A 17,974-nucleotide genomic window follows, 5' to 3' on the forward strand; every position below is an offset into this window, starting at 1 on the left:
TATTTATATAATTTATGACATCATCTATTGAATGCCAAAATATTTTTAGAAGTTTACAACTTTTAGATCTTTTTATAAAGATAGGAGTTAAAAATTTAATTTTATGTCCGGGAAGTCGATCAGCCCCTTTAGCAATAGCAGCAGGAGAGTTATATAAATATGGAATTTTAAATGTATTTAATTCGATAGACGAAAGATCTGCTGGATTTCATTCACTTGGAATTTCTACTGCTTCGGGAGATATTTCATTAGTTGTTACGACATCAGGGTCTGCCGTTGGAAACTTATTGCCTGCGGCCGTTGAGGCAGATAGATCCTGTAAATCAATCGTATTTATAACTGCTGATAGACCCTTAAGGTTAAAAAATTGTGGTTCTAATCAAACAGTAAATCAAGAAGCATTTCTGAATTCAGTTTGCAGAAGTACTTTGAGCACGAACTTAAATGGAATTCATAAGAATAATGACGATGATATTTTGAAAATAGTAAAAATGATAAAAAAACAATTGCTCCAATCGCCTGGCCCTATTCATTTAAATATTCCTTTTGAAAAACCTCTAGATATTTCTCTAAAAAATAAAAGAAAGACTTTAAAGGTTTTTGAAACACTTTATTTGAATAAAACCTGTAAATTTTTAAAACAAAATGAACAAAATAAAAGTATTCATTTTTCTAAAAGAATTTTTGAAAGTTTAGATTTGTCTAACTCAGGAATAATTATTGTTGGTCCGTATCAGGGATCGATAAAAGATTTAGTTTCCTTTAATAATTCTTTAGAAAAAATACAATCAATTACAGGCTGGCCCGTTTTTGCTGATCCTGTGTCAGGCGTATCAGCTGACTTGAGAGGATTAGTAGAAAATTGGGAATTAATTATTAAAAAAAATAATAACGTTATCAAATGTAATCAGATTTTGAGACTAGGTCCTCTTTCCTCCTCAAACAATTTAGAGAAATTTTTATCAGATTTTGATGGCATACAAATTCTTGTCAAAGAAAATAATAGAAGAAAACTAGATCCTATAAAAAAATCTTTAGAATATGAATTTGGCTTAACTAATTTTGTTAATCAACTTTTAGGAACCTATTCAGATGATCAAAAAAAGAAGAAACCTCTAATTAATTTGGTAAAAGTTTTGAGGAGAGAAGGACAAAAAATTAGCAAAATTTTAAATGAACAAATTTTTTTAAATAAAGAAATAACAGAATATAAACTTGCAAATTTTGTACCTAAAATTTGGCCAGAAAACTATCCTATTATGCTTTCAGCAAGCAGTCCTATTAGAGATTGGCTTACATTCTCTGAAAATGGAACTTTAACAAGGAAATGTTTTAGCTTTAGAGGGGCTTCAGGGATAGATGGGACTTTATCTCTTGCATTAGGAATCGCTAGAATTACTCAACCTTTACTTTTGGTTACTGGGGATTTAGCCTTAATTCATGATATAAACGGTTTCCTTATTGAAAATTCAATTGATTTAAATCTGACAGTTCTATTAATAAATAATAATGGTGGAAATATATTTAATAATTTATATAAAAATAATTTAGAAAAAGAAGAATTAAAGAAACTTTTTTTAATGCCTAAATCTATCAACTGGGAAAACCTTGCGAAAGCTTTTCAAGTGCCAATTAAAATTGTTTCAGATTTAAATAAATTACCAGAATCTTTTGAATGGAGCCTTTCTATGCAAAAATCAGTAATAATTAAAGTCGATATTAATGTTGATAATGAAATGAAAGAAAGAAGTTTAATCTTAAAAAAAATCCTCAATAATTAATGAAATTGCTTTTTAAAATTATTTAAATCTATGAAAATTTTACCTGGAAAAAATAACGCAGATTGGAAAGAATGGAAATCCTATGAAGATATCTTGTTTCATAAGAGTGGAGATGGAATAGCAAGAATTGCAATTAATCGACCTGAAAAAAGAAATGCATTTCGTCCAAAAACAGTTTGTGAGCTCTTAGAGGCTTTTAACCTTGTTAGGAATGATAAGAGTATCGGAGTTGTTCTTTTGACAGGGGCTGGCCCAGATAAAAAAGGAATTTTTTCGTTTTGTTCAGGTGGTGATCAAAGTGTTAGGGGTAAAAATGGATATATAGATGATCAAGGAAATCAAAGGCTGAATGTATTGGAATTGCAGAAATTAATAAGAACTATACCAAAAGTAGTTATAGCTTTAGTACCTGGTTTTGCAATAGGAGGAGGGCAAGTTTTACATTTACTTTGTGATCTAAGTATTGCTTCTGAAAATGCAATATTTGGCCAAACAGGTCCTAGAGTAGGAAGTTTTGATGCGGGATTTGGATCAAGCTATTTAGCTAGACTGGTTGGACAAAGAAAAGCTAAGGAAATTTGGTTTTTATGCAGAAAATATAATTCTAAAGAAGCCTTTGAAATGGGATTGGTAAATGCGATTACAAAGATTGAAGAATTAGAAGCTGAGGGTGTAATCTGGGCAAGAGAGATTCTACAAAATAGTCCTACTGCTATTCGAATACTTAAGGCGTCATTTAATGCTGAATGTGACGGGATAGCAGGAATCCAGGAATTATCTGGGTATACAACTCAGTTATTTTATTCTACGGACGAAGCTAAAGAGGGTAGAGATGCTTTCCTTGAGAAACGGCCACCTGATTTTTCTGATTGCGGATGGACTCCTTAATAGCTTATTTCTCTTCAAAAATAACTTTTTAAAATAATGAATCAATGAGAATTCTTCTTGCTGCTGCTGAATGTGCTCCAATGATCAAAGTTGGAGGGATGGGAGATGTCGTTGGTTCCTTACCACCATCATTGATAAAACTTGGTCACGACGTAAGGGTAATAATTCCAGGATATGGAAAATTGTGGAATCTACTAGAAATATCAAGTGAACCAGTCTTTAGAGCAAATACAATGGGGAATGAGTTTTCTGTATATGAAGCAAAACATCCGATACACAATTATATAGTCTACTTAGTAGGGCATCCAACTTTTGATTCAGGACAGATATACGGTGGAGAAGATGAGGACTGGCGATTTACTTTTTTTGCTAGTTCTACTGCAGAATTTTCTTGGAATTATTGGAAACCACAAGTCCTACATTGTCATGATTGGCATACTGGCATGATTCCTGTTTGGATGCATCAAGATCCTGAAATAAGTACTGTTTTTACTATACATAATTTAAAATATCAGGGACCATGGAGGTGGAAACTTGAAAAAATGACGTGGTGTCCATGGTATATGCATGGTGACCATACTATGGCTGCTGCGATGCTTTATGCAGATAGAGTTAATGCTGTTTCTCCAACATATGCCGATGAGATAAAAACGCATGAGTATGGGGAGAGTCTTGATGGACTGTTGAATTATATTTCTGGAAAATTGAGAGGCATACTTAATGGCATAGATTTAAATGAATGGGATCCTAATATAGATAAAGTTTTACCTGCTCAATTCAATATTAAAAATTTAGAAAGAAGATCAGAAAACAAGATAATTCTTCAAAAAGAAATGGGACTAGAAGTTAATAGTAAAAAATATCTTTTAGGAATGGTTAGTAGATTAGTAGATCAAAAAGGCGTTGATTTGGTTTTGCAGGTCTCTAAAAGATTACTAGCATATACAGATTCTCAAATAGCTATATTAGGCACAGGAGATAAATATTTAGAATCTGGATTATGGCAATTAGCACTAGATTATCCCGGGAGATTTTCTGTATTTCTTACCTATGATGATTCTTTATCAAGGCTAATATATGGAGGATCTGATGCATTTTTAATGCCAAGTCGATTTGAACCCTGTGGTATCAGTCAATTACTTGCTATGAGGTATGGATCAATTCCAATAGTAAGAAGAGTTGGAGGATTAGTTGATACTGTTTTGCCCCATGATCCAGAGAATAATTGTGGAACGGGATTTTGCTTTGATCGATTCGAACCGATTGATTTTTATACGGCTTTAGTGAGATCTTGGGAGGCATTCAGACATAAGGATAGTTGGAAATTATTACAAATCAGAGCTATGAGCCAAGAATTCAGTTGGCAGAGATCAGCATTAGAGTACGAATTGATGTATAAGGATGTATGCGGCATTAAGGAGCCATCACCAGATATTACTGAAATTGAAAAGTTTTCTTATGGTCAATCTGCTGATCCTTCTTTAAAAAAAATATGATTTAATTTTTAATGGATTTTTCTGTATGTAATATAAATACAATTTTAGGGAATTTAAAAAATTCGGAGAATCTTAAAAATCAATCTCAAACTTTTAAAAATATAAGCTTAGATAGTCGGAATATCTTAAATAATGATCTTTTTATCGCAATAAAAGGAAAAAATTTCGATGGACATGATTTTCTCAAAGAGGTCTTAAAAAAAGGCGTAAAAGCAGTTGTTATTCGAGACGGGATGCAGCATTTATTACCTGAAAAGTTTCCTTATTGGCTTGTACCTAATACTCTAGAATCTTTCCAAAAATTAGCTTTACATAAGAGAAGAACATTAAATATACCTGTTGTAGGAATTACAGGATCAGTCGGGAAAACAACAACAAAAGAAATGATGGGAGAAGTGTTAAAGCAACTAGGAAAAATCAAATTAACCCAATTAAACTATAATAATGAAATTGGAGTAGGCCGTACTATCCTTGATTCGGATTTCAAAGATAAAATTTTGATAATCGAGATGGGAATGAGAGGACTAGGACAGATTGAAAATTTATCTAAATTTTCTGAACCTGATATTGCAGTTATTACAAATATTGGAAGTTCGCATATCGGAATTTTAGGCTCAAAAGAAAATATTACTTATGCGAAATGTGAAATAACCAAGTATTTAAAACCCAGTGGAGTCGTAATTATTCCTGCTAATGATTTATTCTTAGAAGAAACTTTAAAAAAAAATTGGAGTGGGAGAATTATTAAGGTAGACCTCTTAGATATAAATCAAAAAGTTGATAGTATTAATAAAAAAAATTTAATAGGATTTTTTAATCGATCTAATAATTCGATCATCATAGAAGATAAGCTTTTTGAAATATCACTTAAAGGTTTTCATAATGCCTTTAATTTCTTATTTGTATATGCAGTTGCTAAAGAGTTTGGAATAGAATTCAAAGATACTAATAAATTCAATTTTCTTACTTTAGATGGAAGGAATAAAATTATTAAATCAAAAAAAACTGTCATATACGATGAAACTTATAACGCATCCCCTGAATCCTTAAAAGCATGTATTATAAATTTATTAAATAATCCAAATAATCATTTTCTAATTTTTGGGAGTATACAAGAATTAGGATCTAAAAGTAAAAAATATCATAAGGAACTTTTTGATTTTATAGTTAAATCAGATATAAAAAAATGTATATTTATATGTGATAGAAATGATGAGATCTATTATGCCGATTATTTAAAAAAAAGTACTAAATTTATATTTTTTAATGACGTAAATAAAGTTGGTATTACTATAAATAAATATACAAAAAAAGGAGATTTTATCTTGGTTAAAGGTAGCCGAAATTGGCAGCTTGAAAGTATTCTTAAATCAATTGATTAATTTTTGAATTTAATTTTTTTTCCAATTTTCAATATTTACTTGTTTGGTTCTTGCAATAGCTAAAGAATTATTTTGAGAATCTTTAGTAATTACTGAGCCTGCTCCAGTTGTTACTGAATCACCAAGATTAATAGGCGCAATTAAAACCGTATTGGCACCTATACTGGAATTTTCCCCAATAAAAGTTGGATGTTTCTTTTTACCATCAAAATTTGCTGTAATTGTTCCTGCTCCAATATTGGTATGTTTCCCAACTGTAGAATCGCCAATATAGCTTAAATGATTAACTTTAACTTCTTTATCTAATTGACTATTTTTTATCTCAACAAAATTCCCAATTCTGCTGTAAGAAGATATTTCACAATTAGGTCTTATGTGACTGTAAGGACCTATATTTACAAAATCCATTAAAACTGAATTAAAAATAGTTGAATTTATAATTTCACAATTTTCATTTATGATCGTATCTTTTATGAAAGTATTTGGACCAATTTTACAATTATTAGAAATTTTAGAGTTTCCCCTTATATGAGTATTTGCATCGATTATTACATCTTTTCCGATTATTGATTCTTCACTTACTGTACAACTTGCGGGATTAATAAAAGTTACTCCTCCAAGCATATGTTTCTCTTTAATTAAATTTTGGATGGTTTCTTCGCATTTTGATAATTGAACTCTATTATTTATTCCTTGAAGTTCTCCATTATCTAAAATTTCAAAGCTATAAGATTTTTTTAGCAAATAGATAGCGTCGGTTAGATAAATTTCGTTTTGTTTATTATTACTTTTTATAGTATTAATTATTTTTGATAAACTTTTCCAATTAAAGCAGTATATGCCTGCATTTATCAATAAATTGGATTTTTGAACGTTATTACAATCTTTTTCCTCGATTATCATTTCAATTAAATTATCTTTAGCAAATACTCTTCCATAACCATGTGGATTCTTTTTCTTCGTGGTTATTAAGGAAACATCGGCTTTTTGTGAATCATGATAATGAATAAGTTTTTTTAAAGTCTCACCTTTGATAAGTGGCACATCTCCATTAAGGACAATCAATTTACCGTCATGTTTTTTTACTTTCTGAGAAAGAACTTGAACGGCGTGTCCAGTTCCCTTTTGTGGCTTTTGAACAATAAAGTGAATATTATTATTTTTAAATACGGAATCTTTTACCTCCTTTGATTTGTGTCCAACGATAATAAATATTTTATCAGGTTTTAATTCATTGCAAGAATCGATAACTCTTTGAAGAAGAGTTTTTCCAGATAATTTATGTAAGACTTTAGGCAGTGAGCTTGCCATCCTAGTACCCTTACCTGCAGCTAATATCGCGACAGTTAACATATTTATTAAGATATTTTATTTAAATCTTACTGTTTAAGATCTATTTCGTCATTCCCCATTTATCTCTCCATTCTTTTGGAGTTATAAGATTAGAGCATAATTGCTCTTTCACTCTTTTTTGAATAATATCATTAGCATTTGAATTTAAAGTAGGATCGCGATATGGAATACTTGCTTTAGTCAATAAATGTTCTTCTTCCATCGAAGATAATTTCGTAAAAGATAGATTGCTTTTGGAAATTTTTTCGTCAATTATATTTATTGCAATAGTCCCATTACTCCATAAATTTTTAGATACAAAATTTGGTTTTATATTGAAAATATTCAAACCAAAATTTCTTAATGTTTTTCTTATCGCAGCTGAAGAAGAGTAGGTTATTAAATATCCATTAGTATTGAGTCTTTGAGTTACTTTTTCTAAAAATTCAACTGACCAAATTTGAGGACATTTTTGAGGAGAAAATCCATCTAAATAAATCAAGTCGAACTTTATATTTGCAGGAATACTATAAATTGTTTTTCTGGCATCGCCCCATAAAATATCACATTCAAAAAATTGATCCTTATATTTACAATTCTGAGCTAAAGATTTAAATATTTTTAAAACTTTCTGATCCCATAGTTTTTTAAATGATTTATTTCTTAAAGAATATTCTAGAGGTTTATTATCAATCTCCAAGGCATACCATTTTAAAAAAGAATTTTGTTTAATTAAGTTACTAAACAACGAAGCAGAGTTATATCCTAAACCGAAGCAAATATCTAATACATTTACAGACTTATCCTTAAATCTTTTTAAATTGGAAGGATTTATGAATTTAATTTCAGTTTCTTTAAGTGCTCCTTCAAGGCTATGAAAATTCTCTTGAAAAAAAAGACTCCTAAGAGAAATACTTCCGTCCCGAGTTGAAATCTCCTGAAATTCTGTAAACAATTCTATTAGATTAATTAATTAGTTTTTCAAGATCATCCCAAAAAGTTGGATACGATACATTAGAAGCCCCTGCTCTTGCAATCCTTGTCGAGCCCTTAGCTAAAAGTGATGCTATTGCAAGGCTCATCGAGACTCGATGGTCAGTTTCACTGTCAACTTCAGCAGAATGGAATTTAGACTCGCCAGTTATTATTAAACCGTCTTCTTTCTCAGTAATATTTGCACCAAATTTTTTAAGTTGTCTGGCCATAACTTTTAATCGGTCGGTTTCTTTAACTCTTAATTCTTTTGCATCTTTAATTTCTGAAACCCCATTGCAAAAACAAGCTGCAACCGTAAGTATTGGAATTTCGTCTATGAGTTTTGGAAGGATATCACCTTGTACTTTAAAAGGTTTCAAATTACTTACATATTTTACCTTTATAGAACCTATGGGTTCGCCTGCAATAGTTGATTTTTCAATTATTTTATAATCGCATCCCATTTCATCCATAACATGTAATATCCCCGTTCTTGTTGGATTTAGGCCTACATTTTTAACCAAGATTTCAGATTCAGGCACTATTGATGCTGCAATCATCCAAAAAGCTGCTGAGCTGATGTCTCCTGGGATCAATATATTTTGACCGGTTAAATTATTACCTGATTTTATTACTATATTTCTTCCTAATTCCCCTCTTATTTTTATGTCAGCCCCGAATGCTTTAAGCATTCTTTCAGTATGATCTCTGGAAGAGGCAGGTTCAATAACCGAAGTAGTTCCAGAGGCATTTAACCCTGCTAGTAAGATTGCAGACTTAACTTGAGCACTTGCAACCGGAGTTCCAATGACGCAACCCTTTAGTTTGTTCCCCGTTATGGAAATTGGAGCTTTTGTACCATTTTCTCTTCCATAAATTTTCCCTCCCATTAATGATAGTGGCTTACTAACTCTTCCCATTGGTCTTTCATTAAGAGATTTGTCTCCAGTTAATATGAAATTCCTATCTGTTTGACCAGCCAAAAGTCCCATTAATAATCTCATTGTGGTACCTGAATTACCACAATTAAGAATTTCTTTAGGTTCTCTAAATCCATCAATACCTAAACCTCTAATGGTAAAAGGCTGATCCTTTTTAATTTCAGGAATATGTACACCTAATTTTCTTAGACAATCAGCAGTTGAAAGTGGGTCTTCAGAATATAAAAAACCTTCAATATTAGTTTCACCTTCTGCAATACTTCCAATTATTAAAGATCTGTGCGAGATTGATTTATCTCCAGGGACTTTTATTGTTCCTTGTAAACTCTTTTCACCTTTAACGGTGCGTATATCGTTTGTATTCAAATTAATAATTAGTTGGATTTTATAAGTTTTTAATTAGATATATAATATCAATAAGTTTGTTTTTAAAAAAAAATATTCAAAGTTAAGTAACTGTTTTCTATAATATTTATAGCTTGCCTACTTACTATTAATCTTTATTATTACCATGTTGCAGATGATGTCCTAGAAACGGATTCTGATATTGCTGTTGTTATTGATGTTTTAAGAGCGTCAACAACTATTTCTTGGGCATTAAAAAACGGTGCAGATTCAATTCAGTTTTTTTCTGATTTAGATCTATTGAAGGAAACTGCTGAAAGATGGGATGCCAATAAAAAATTAATGCTTGGCGAAAGAGGTGGAAAAAAAATTAATGGTTTTGATTTAGGGAATTCTCCATTATCTGTAACGAAAGAGAAAGTTCAGGGTAAAAGACTATTTATGAGTACAACGAATGGGACTAAATCATTAAAAAAGGTTCAAAATGTAAAATATTTATTTGCAATGGCTCTTCCAAATAGAAAAGCAGTTGCTGAAAGGATAATGTCTTTAAATAAAAAAAACGTACTTATACTTGGGAGCGGATGGGAGGGCTCTTATTCCTTGGAAGATTCCTTGGCTGCAGGAGCACTCGCTTCTTACATAAAATATAATTTTAATAATGAAGTTAATATTTCTAATGATGAATTGCAGGCTTCATTAGCTCTTTGGAATACATGGAAGAACGATATCCTAGGATGCTTGAAGACAGCGACTCACGGAAAAAGATTGACAAGTCTCGGTGACTACGATGATGATCTTAAGTGTTGTTCTGAACTTGATTGTTTAGATATTGTTCCTACTCAATTTGAGAGAGGTGTAATTCGTGCCTCATGATTTGCAAATTTATTATCTTGGAGTTAAATCTTGACTGATTTTTTAGTTGCCGCTTTACAAATAACGAGTACTTCAAATGTTGAAACAAATTTTGCTGAAGCTGAGGAGCAGATTGAATTAGCCTCTAGAAGGGGTGCAGAATTAATTGGATTACCTGAAAATTTTGCATTCCTAGGAGAAGATAATGAAAAATTAAGGTTGGCCTCTGAATTGGCAATAAAGTGTACTAATTTTTTAAAAACGATGTCTCAGCGATATCAAGTCTTTCTTTTGGGTGGTGGTTATCCCGTTCCTGCAGGAGATAATAATCATACTTTTAACAGATCAGCCCTTTTTGGGAAAGATGGACAGGTTTTGGCCAAATATGACAAAATTCACCTTTTTGATGTTGATTTGCCCGATGGTAATTTATACAAAGAATCATCAACTATCCTATCAGGTAAAGAACATCCTCCAGTCGTAGACGTGCCGGGACTTTGCAAGATAGGGCTTTCTATTTGTTACGATGTAAGATTTCCCGAACTCTACAGAAACCTCTCTTTGAATGGTGCAGAACTCATAATGATCCCAGCAGCTTTTACAGCCTTCACAGGTAAAGATCATTGGCAAATTCTACTTCAAGCAAGAGCGATAGAAAATACAGCTTATGTAGTAGCGCCTGCTCAAACAGGTATTCACTACGGGAGAAGGCAAAGTCATGGTCATGCCATGGTAATAGACCCATGGGGTACAGTTTTGTCTGATGCGGGGAAAACACAGGGGGCAGCAATAGCTCCCGCTGATAAAGAAAGAGTAAAAAAGATAAGAGAGCAGATGCCAAGCTTAAAACATAGAAAAACGAAACTTTTCGCGGAATGATGTCAAAGTTTTTTTTTAATAAACTTTTTCGCTGCCTATCAATATTTTTACTTTTTAATTCAAGTATTTCTCCAGCCAGATCATCTAGTGCACTAGCTGCATGGAGTTTAAATTCTAATGGAGTTTTAGAATTAAGGACTAAATCAAATTCAAAATTAAAGGCCTACTTTCAAAAAGGAGGGAAAAATTTTGGGGATAGATTTTGGATAGATTTCCCTGGGGAACTTCAAACTCCGAGAACTATAGAGGGAAATGGTCCAATAAAAGAAATTAGATTGGGCAAACCAATTAAAGGCAAAACTAGATTAGTAGTTGAATTTTCTGCTGATAATAATAATTTGAAACCTCTTAGTTGGAGGCTAGTAGGTATAGATCAAAACACATGGAAAATTAAATTATTTTCTTTACCAAAAAATTCATTTCAAACAATTGGTGAAGGTCTTGTTAGTAAATCGAGAATTAATCTTAAGGCTAATAAAAAGCTAATTAAACCAAGAAAAACAAATTATGAGTTTTTGCAATTGCCGGATATTGAGAGAAATAAGTTTTATGTTGTTTTAGATCCAGGCCATGGTGGCCCAGATCCAGGAGCAATCGGTATAGGGGGGGTAAAAGAAGCAGATGTGGTCCTTGATGTTTCTAAAAGAGTTAGAAATTTATTATCTAAAAAAGGTGTAAATGTAAGAATGACGAGAAATAAAGAAGTTGATTTGGATTTACCTCCAAGAGTCTCAATAGCTAATAGGACTAATGCTGATGTTTTTGTGAGCATTCACGCTAATGCCTCAAGAGGTAAAAGAAGAGATATTAATGGATTAGAAACTTTTTATTACACGGGATGGAGGGGCAGACTATTAGCCAAAAAAATTCAAAAACAAATCCTTAAAGTTTCACCTGGAAGTCCAGATAGAGGCGTAAGACAGGGGAGATTTTTCGTTATTAAAAATACTAGAATGCCAGCAGTTCTTGTAGAAATAGGTTTTTTAACAGGAAGATTAGATGCGAGAAGGTTAGAAAAATCTATTCATCGTGAAAGAATAGCTTATGCAATTACAAAAGGTATTCTTGAATATCTTTCTAAGGCAGGGTGAAAGTTAAAATAGGAATTTTTGACAGTGGAATAGGAGGGTTTACGATCCTTGATTATTTACTTAAGACTCGCAAGGATCTTGAGATTTTTTACTTGGCAGATACAAAGAGAGTTCCTTATGGCGATAAAGATTTTGAACAAATAAGAATTATTGCAAAAGAAATTTGTAATTGGTTTGAAGATAAGAATTTGGATGCATTGCTAGTAGCCTGCAATACGACAAATGCATGTGCTTTAGATATTTTAGAAAATCATCTGGGAATACCTGTTTTTGATCTAATTAATTCAGTTTCAGAAATAGTGAGTAAAAAATGTATAGGAGTTTTAGCAACTCCTGCTACCATTAAAACTTCTTATTACAAAAAAATAATAGAATCTAAAGGAGAAAATATAAAAGTGTTCCAGCAGGCATGTCCTGAATTTGTATCAGAGATAGAAAAAACCAAGCTAAATTTAAATAAATTAAATTATCTTTCGGATTCATATCTAAATCCTTTATTTAAAAAAAATATTGAAGAAATAATACTTGGATGTACCCATTATCCTCTGATTTTTAACGTTTTAGAAAATAAAATACCTTCAAATATAAAAATTATTGATCCCTCAGTTGCTTTAGTAAATAAATTTAATAATTCATTCTTAATTCCAAAAAATGACTGCAATAATAGTATATCTCAAGAAAATGTAAAGTTCTTTGTCACCTCAAAAAGTGAAGAATTTTCTAAAAAAGTAAAATATTGGTTAGAAATTAATAAAGAAATTAGGCTAGTTAACCTCCGAAGCAATGCTTGATTCTTTAGTATATTAAGGAGGTCAATTATGAATACAGTAACAGAACTTCTACAGCCAGTTGAAAATGATCTTGATGATCTTATTCTCGAACTGAAAAATTTGATAGGTGCAGGTCATCCAATCCTTCAAGCTGCAGCGGAACATTTATTTAGTGCAGGAGGAAAAAGATTAAGGCCTGGGATAGTTTTATTGATTTCAAAGGCTATTTCTCGAGATTTTAATTTAACCACTAAACATAAAAGACTTGCAGAGATTACTGAAATGATTCATACAGCATCATTAGTTCATGATGATGTAGTTGATGAAGCATCCACAAGAAGAGGTGTTGATACTGTTCATAGTAGATTTAACACTAGGGTAGCTGTTCTTGCTGGGGATTTTTTATTTGCTCAAGCTAGTTGGCATTTGGCAAACTTGGATAATGTAAAAGTAGTTAAATTACTTAGTAGAGTAATAATGGATTTAGCAGAAGGTGAAATAAAGCAAAATCTTAATAGATTTGATTCTGGACAAACTTTTTCGAAATATATTAATAAGAGTTATTGTAAAACAGCCTCTTTAATTGCTAATAGTACTAAAGCTGCGGGTGTCTTGAGTAATTTAGAAGATGATAAATTAAATTGTCTATATGAATTTGGTAAGAATATTGGATTAGCTTTTCAAGTGGTTGATGATATTCTCGATTTTACAGGAAACGATAAACAATTAGGAAAACCAGCTGTAAGTGATCTTGCTAGTGGTTACCTTACTGCACCTGTTTTATATGCTCTAGAAGAAAATAAAAATTTATCTGTTTTGATAAATAGAGAACTTGTAGAAAAGGAAGACTTAAATAATGCTTTAAATATTGTTATGAACTCTCAAGCTATTCAGCGTTCTAGAAAATTAGCCGAAGATTTTGCCGTTCTCTCGAAGGAAGCTATATTATGGCTTCCTAATTCAGAATATAAAAGAGCTTTACTAGCTTTACCAGAATTCGTTCTGAGTCGTATTTCTTAGATTTATCAAAAAATAAATTTTTGTAGTTTAAAATACATTAAATTTCTTTCAAATTTATAATGTATTTGACTAAATAAATTGTGACTAGATTCATCTAATGACACTAGATAAGAAACATTCAATCAATAATATTCTTGAAGAAAAGAGACTCTTCCCTCCTTCAAAAGAATTTTCAGAAAAATCAAATATAAAAAGTTTTGAAGAATTACAACTTTTAAAAAAACAGTCTTTAGAGAACCCAATGAAATTCTGGGAATCCTTTGGAAAATCGGAAATTGATTGGTTTGAACCATTTAAGACTGTTTTAGACCGAGAAAATGCTCCCTTTTTTAAATGGTTCAAGGAAGGTAAATTAAATATTACTTATAACTGCTTAGATAGACATATTAAAAACGGGATTGGGAATAAAACAGCACTTATATGGGAAGGTGAGCCTGGGGATAGTAGGAAATACACTTATCAAGAACTTCTCAATGAAGTATGTAAAGCTGCGAACGCTTTTAAATCTTTAGGAATTAAAAAAGGTGATTTGGTATGTATTTATATGCCAATGATTCCTGAGGCGATGTTTGCCATGCTAGCTTGCGCAAGAATTGGAGCTGCACATTCAGTTGTCTTTGGGGGATTCTCTTCAGAAGCGTTAAAGGATAGATTAATAGACGGAAGTGTGAAATTTGTTATTACTGCAGATGGTGGGTTTAGAAAAGATAAGGTGATTGAGCTTAAGAAAGCTGTTGATGCTGCAATTGAAAGTGGGGCAAATGAAATTGTTGAAAAAGTTATAGTTGTTCAAAGAACTAAAGAAAATATTTTGATGATAAATAATAGGGATTTTTGGTGGCATGAATTATTAAGAGATCAAAAAGATTGGTGTGAACCCGAAATTATGAATAGCGAGGATAGATTATTTGTCTTGTATACTTCTGGTTCTACTGGTAAACCCAAGGGAATAGTTCATACTACTGCTGGTTATAATCTCTGGTCTCACTTAACATTCAAGTGGATTTTTGACATAAAAGATGACGATATATATTGGTGTACAGCAGATGTTGGGTGGATTACTGGTCATAGTTACATAGTCTATGGGCCCTTATCAAATGGAGCAACAACTCTTATGTTTGAGGGTGTTCCAAGGGCCTCTAATTTAGGAGCTTTTTGGGAAGTGATCCAAAAATATAAAGTTACAATTTTCTATACAGCGCCTACAGCGATAAGATCATTTATGAAATCTGGACGTGAAATTCCTGATCAATATGATTTAAGATCTTTGAGACTGTTGGGTACAGTTGGCGAACCTATTAATCCCGAAGCATGGATTTGGTACAGAGATGTAATAGGTGATAATAAGTGTCCGATTGTAGATACATGGTGGCAAACAGAAACTGGGGGTATAATGATTAGCCCCTTCCCCGGGGCCGTTGCTACGAAGCCAGGTTCGGCATCATTCTCTTTGCCAGGTATTGAGGTTGAAATTGTAAATAAAAATGGAGAAAAGGTAGCGAAAAATGAGGGAGGATATTTAATCGTTAAAAAACCTTGGCCCGGGATGATGCGAACAATTCATGGTAATTCTGAGAGATATTTAGAAAGTTACTGGAATTTTATTTCTTATAAGAATGAAAAAAATGTTTATTTCGCTGGAGATGGAGCACGAATTGATAATGATGGATATATCTGGATTATGGGAAGAGTCGATGATGTTATAAGTGTGTCAGGACATCGCTTGGGAACTATGGAAATCGAATCTGCACTAGTAAGTCATAAATCAGTTGCGGAAGCTGCGGTTGTTGGAAGAAAAGATGATTTAAAAGGTGAGGTAATAGTTGCGTTTTTATCTTTAGAAAAGGATGTCAAGAGTTCTAAGGAATTAGAGAAGGAATTAAAGAATCACGTCGTAAAAGAAATTGGAATAATTGCCAAGCCAGAACAAATAATAGTTTCAGATTCTCTTCCAAAAACACGAAGCGGAAAAATAATGAGGAGAATTTTAAGATCCTTGGCGGCGGGGGAAAAAATCAATGGAGATATAAGTACCCTTGAGGATAGTTCTGTTTTGGAAAAATTAAAGAAGAGTACTTAAATTGAATTTTCAATCAAATTTGAAATCTGTTTAATTGTATATCTTTTTAAATCATCATCAGCCCAATCTCCTAATAAATTTTCCCTTAGCCCAGCGCTAGCGATAATAGTATGCGTTCCTTTAAGCTTTATCCCTTTTGAGTTGTCTTCTTTTCTTGCTCTAAGACAAGAAAGTAATTTATCTGTTTGATCTAATTTATCTGAATTAAATTTTATTAGAAAATTATTTTTTTGAGTATAAGTTTTTTCAATTATCCCGTATGTTCTGTTGGGGCTTGGACTGAATTCACTTTTGAATTCTAATTTCTGAGAAAATTGCTTTAAAAATGGAATAGATCGGTTTGCACTAAAATTATTAAAACTTATAGATATAAATTTTTCACAATTCCTACCCCCATCTGGAGAAATTAGGTGAAGTTTACAACCAAGACTATGCCCAATTCTAATAGATGGAATTGATATTCCTATTCTTTTTGATAATGATCTTTGACAATTTTTAAAATCTTTCCATGCTTTAATAGCTAGTTCTTGATGATCAAATTGTGGGGTATACCTATATGCGTGAACTGCATAATTTTTGTTTATTAAGCTTTTTATAAATCTTTTATAAGTTAAATCTGGTTTTGATGCTAGATAACTTCCTCCAATAAATTCAATAATTTTTTTTGGATTTGAAGGCCAATAGCAATAGTTACTAAATTGATATTTTGAATAAATCATTGTTATGTATTTTATTCAGAATTTAATGAGGTTTTTCTAAATAAGATTAAAATTCTTAATTAATTTTGTTTAATTATTATTAATTTAAGAGAAAAAAATATTAAATGCGTCAAGATAAATTAGAGTTTTTTTTGATAATTGGAACCATCTAACAAAAAAGTATTAAATCAACTGGATTTTCTTAAAAATGAAATTACAAATAATGATCTTGAAATAAAAAAAACTTTAAATCAATCAATCTCAAACTCTAAAGTAAGAACTCAAAATAAAAAAATTGAAAAAATTTTAATTCTTGATACTGAAACTACTGGTTTAGACGAAAATAAAGATGAAATTATCGAGATAGGTTGTATTTTATTTCATGTGACTTCTAAATCAGTGCTCTCACAGGTTTCGTTCTTATTCCCAGTAAGTTCAAATGAAGCGGAACATGTTAATGGGATATCTGCAGAAGTTAGTAATATTAAACAACCTTGGGAAGAGGGCTTGAATTTCTTTTTGAAACTTGTGGATTGCGCAGATTTAATAGTTGCCCATAATGTTGAGTTTGACAAGAAATGGTTTGGTAAAGGGAGATTGCCCAATTTAGAGAAAAATTGGATTTGTAGTTTAGAGGATATTAATTGGTCATTTCAAAAAAACTTAAAAAATAGACCTTCAGTAACTGATCTTGCTTTGTCTTTCTCAATCCCCGTTTGGAGCTTACATAGAGCCTTATCTGATTGCTTTTATATCTCGGAAGTCTTCAAAAAATGCGAGAATTTAGAGGAACTTCTTATTAAAGCGACAGAACCAAGATTTTTATATAAAGCATTGGTAACTTATTCAGAAAGATCACTAGCTAAGAAGGCGGGATTTCGCTGGAATAATCCTGCCGAGGGTGCTTGGGCTAGAAAATTAACTGTTGAAGAGGCTAATAGCCTTGATTTTAAAGTGCAGATAATAAACTAATATTTTATTTTTTCTAAACTTAAATATTATTAGTGGTTTTTACATGGCATCCATTTCTCTCCCATTTTGTGTGCACCTATGCAGCCATATTTTGCAGCCTCTCTTTCAGCTTCTTCTTTTGTTTTAAAAAGTCCTGGCATGATTTTCTCGGATCGACTCTGATGATCATGGATTTGTGATTTGGGAGAATATTCCCATAAACCCATTGTGGTAATTCCAGCAGAAATGATTCCCATACCCACTACTGATAAGTTGACTATTCCCATAGCAACAGCACCAAAAGAAAAAACACCCATTGGAACGACCCCAATACTAATAACACCCATTGGTACTATTCCAATGGAAACAATACCCAAAGGGGCAATGCCGAATGCAACTTTTTTTGGCTTTGTGCCACAATGCTGACTCTCTTTATTATTAGTTATTCCCAATATTTTGTAAGAATGTTAGATTAAATTATGACATACAG

16 protein-coding genes are annotated in these 17,974 nt (G+C 31.8%); 11 read left to right on the top strand and 5 right to left on the bottom strand.

Annotated features, from left to right (window positions below; genetic code table 11):
* Window positions 1-14 precede the first annotated feature (14 nt).
* The 4 genes from menD to P9515_RS03355 are packed head-to-tail and all read left to right on the top strand — an operon-like array spanning window position 15 to window position 5,547.
* Window positions 15-1,781 (top strand): 2-succinyl-5-enolpyruvyl-6-hydroxy-3-cyclohexene-1-carboxylic-acid synthase, encoded by a 1,767-nt coding sequence (gene menD, locus P9515_RS03340; RefSeq protein WP_011819986.1) that lies wholly within the window; start codon window positions 15-17, stop codon window positions 1,779-1,781.
* A 30-nt stretch (window positions 1,782-1,811) separates the two neighbouring features.
* On the top strand, window positions 1,812-2,669 hold the full coding sequence (gene menB / locus P9515_RS03345) for a 1,4-dihydroxy-2-naphthoyl-CoA synthase (protein ID WP_011819987.1): 858 nt from the start codon (window positions 1,812-1,814) through the stop codon (window positions 2,667-2,669).
* A 44-nt stretch (window positions 2,670-2,713) separates the two neighbouring features.
* Window positions 2,714-4,165 carry a glycogen synthase GlgA gene (glgA, locus tag P9515_RS03350; protein ID WP_011819988.1) on the top strand — a complete coding sequence of 484 codons (1,452 nt, stop codon included), beginning with the start codon at window positions 2,714-2,716 and terminating at the stop codon, window positions 4,163-4,165.
* A gap of 11 nt (window positions 4,166-4,176) precedes the next feature.
* The gene (locus tag P9515_RS03355) at window positions 4,177-5,547 is read left to right on the top strand and encodes a UDP-N-acetylmuramoyl-tripeptide--D-alanyl-D-alanine ligase (protein WP_011819989.1); all 1,371 of its coding nucleotides are present in this window, start codon (window positions 4,177-4,179) and stop codon (window positions 5,545-5,547) included.
* A 9-nt stretch (window positions 5,548-5,556) separates the two neighbouring features.
* Here the strand turns inward: P9515_RS03355 and glmU are convergent, their stop codons facing one another.
* The 3 genes from glmU to aroA are packed head-to-tail and all read right to left on the bottom strand — an operon-like array spanning window position 5,557 to window position 9,161.
* A complete protein-coding gene (glmU, locus tag P9515_RS03360) occupies window positions 5,557-6,900 on the bottom strand; it encodes a bifunctional UDP-N-acetylglucosamine diphosphorylase/glucosamine-1-phosphate N-acetyltransferase GlmU (protein ID WP_011819990.1) in 1,344 nt (447 codons plus the stop codon).
* A gap of 40 nt (window positions 6,901-6,940) precedes the next feature.
* A complete protein-coding gene (locus P9515_RS03365) occupies window positions 6,941-7,834 on the bottom strand; it encodes a tRNA (5-methylaminomethyl-2-thiouridine)(34)-methyltransferase MnmD (protein WP_011819991.1) in 894 nt (297 codons plus the stop codon).
* A gap of 10 nt (window positions 7,835-7,844) precedes the next feature.
* Window positions 7,845-9,161 carry a 3-phosphoshikimate 1-carboxyvinyltransferase gene (aroA, locus tag P9515_RS03370; protein ID WP_011819992.1) on the bottom strand — a complete coding sequence of 439 codons (1,317 nt, stop codon included), beginning with the start codon at window positions 9,159-9,161 and terminating at the stop codon, window positions 7,845-7,847.
* A 126-nt stretch (window positions 9,162-9,287) separates the two neighbouring features.
* Here aroA and P9515_RS03375 point away from each other — a divergent pair, with 126 nt between their 5' ends.
* The 6 genes from P9515_RS03375 to acs all read left to right on the top strand — a co-directional run bounded on the left by P9515_RS03375 (window position 9,288) and on the right by acs (window position 15,835).
* Window positions 9,288-10,016 carry a 2-phosphosulfolactate phosphatase family protein gene (locus tag P9515_RS03375; RefSeq protein WP_041710570.1) on the top strand — a complete coding sequence of 243 codons (729 nt, stop codon included), beginning with the start codon at window positions 9,288-9,290 and terminating at the stop codon, window positions 10,014-10,016.
* A 30-nt stretch (window positions 10,017-10,046) separates the two neighbouring features.
* On the top strand, window positions 10,047-10,874 hold the full coding sequence (locus P9515_RS03380) for a carbon-nitrogen hydrolase family protein (RefSeq protein WP_011819994.1): 828 nt from the start codon (window positions 10,047-10,049) through the stop codon (window positions 10,872-10,874).
* Window positions 10,874-11,965, top strand: coding sequence for an N-acetylmuramoyl-L-alanine amidase (locus P9515_RS03385; protein ID WP_041710571.1), 1,092 nt, complete (start codon window positions 10,874-10,876; stop codon window positions 11,963-11,965). Before P9515_RS03380 ends, P9515_RS03385 begins: the two co-directional genes overlap by 1 nt.
* Window positions 11,962-12,756, top strand: coding sequence for a glutamate racemase (gene murI, locus P9515_RS03390; protein ID WP_011819996.1), 795 nt, complete (start codon window positions 11,962-11,964; stop codon window positions 12,754-12,756). The genes P9515_RS03385 and murI overlap by 4 nt, the downstream gene beginning before the upstream one ends.
* Window positions 12,757-12,783: 27 nt before the next feature.
* Window positions 12,784-13,755, top strand: a complete 972-nt coding sequence (gene sds / locus P9515_RS03395) for a solanesyl diphosphate synthase (RefSeq protein ID WP_011819997.1) — start codon at window positions 12,784-12,786, stop codon at window positions 13,753-13,755.
* A 97-nt stretch (window positions 13,756-13,852) separates the two neighbouring features.
* A complete protein-coding gene (gene acs / locus P9515_RS03400; protein ID WP_011819998.1) occupies window positions 13,853-15,835 on the top strand; it encodes an acetate--CoA ligase in 1,983 nt (660 codons plus the stop codon).
* Here the strand turns inward: acs and P9515_RS03405 are convergent.
* Window positions 15,832-16,554 carry a DUF1350 family protein gene (locus tag P9515_RS03405; RefSeq protein ID WP_011819999.1) on the bottom strand — a complete coding sequence of 241 codons (723 nt, stop codon included), beginning with the start codon at window positions 16,552-16,554 and terminating at the stop codon, window positions 15,832-15,834. The genes acs and P9515_RS03405 overlap by 4 nt on opposite strands.
* Before the next feature lie 138 nt (window positions 16,555-16,692).
* On the opposite strand from P9515_RS03405, the gene P9515_RS03410 reads away from it, so the two are divergent.
* Window positions 16,693-17,505: a 3'-5' exonuclease gene (locus P9515_RS03410; protein ID WP_011820000.1), complete on the top strand. Its 813-nt coding sequence runs from the start codon at window positions 16,693-16,695 to the stop codon at window positions 17,503-17,505.
* 29 nt (window positions 17,506-17,534) lie between these two features.
* Here P9515_RS03410 and P9515_RS03415 read toward each other — a convergent pair whose 3' ends face one another.
* Window positions 17,535-17,936 carry a hypothetical protein gene (locus P9515_RS03415; RefSeq protein WP_011820001.1) on the bottom strand — a complete coding sequence of 134 codons (402 nt, stop codon included), beginning with the start codon at window positions 17,934-17,936 and terminating at the stop codon, window positions 17,535-17,537.
* Window positions 17,937-17,974 lie beyond the last annotated feature (38 nt).

It is taken from the genome of Prochlorococcus marinus str. MIT 9515, from assembly GCF_000015665.1.
Classification (GTDB): domain Bacteria; phylum Cyanobacteriota; class Cyanobacteriia; order PCC-6307; family Cyanobiaceae; genus Prochlorococcus_A; species Prochlorococcus_A marinus_P.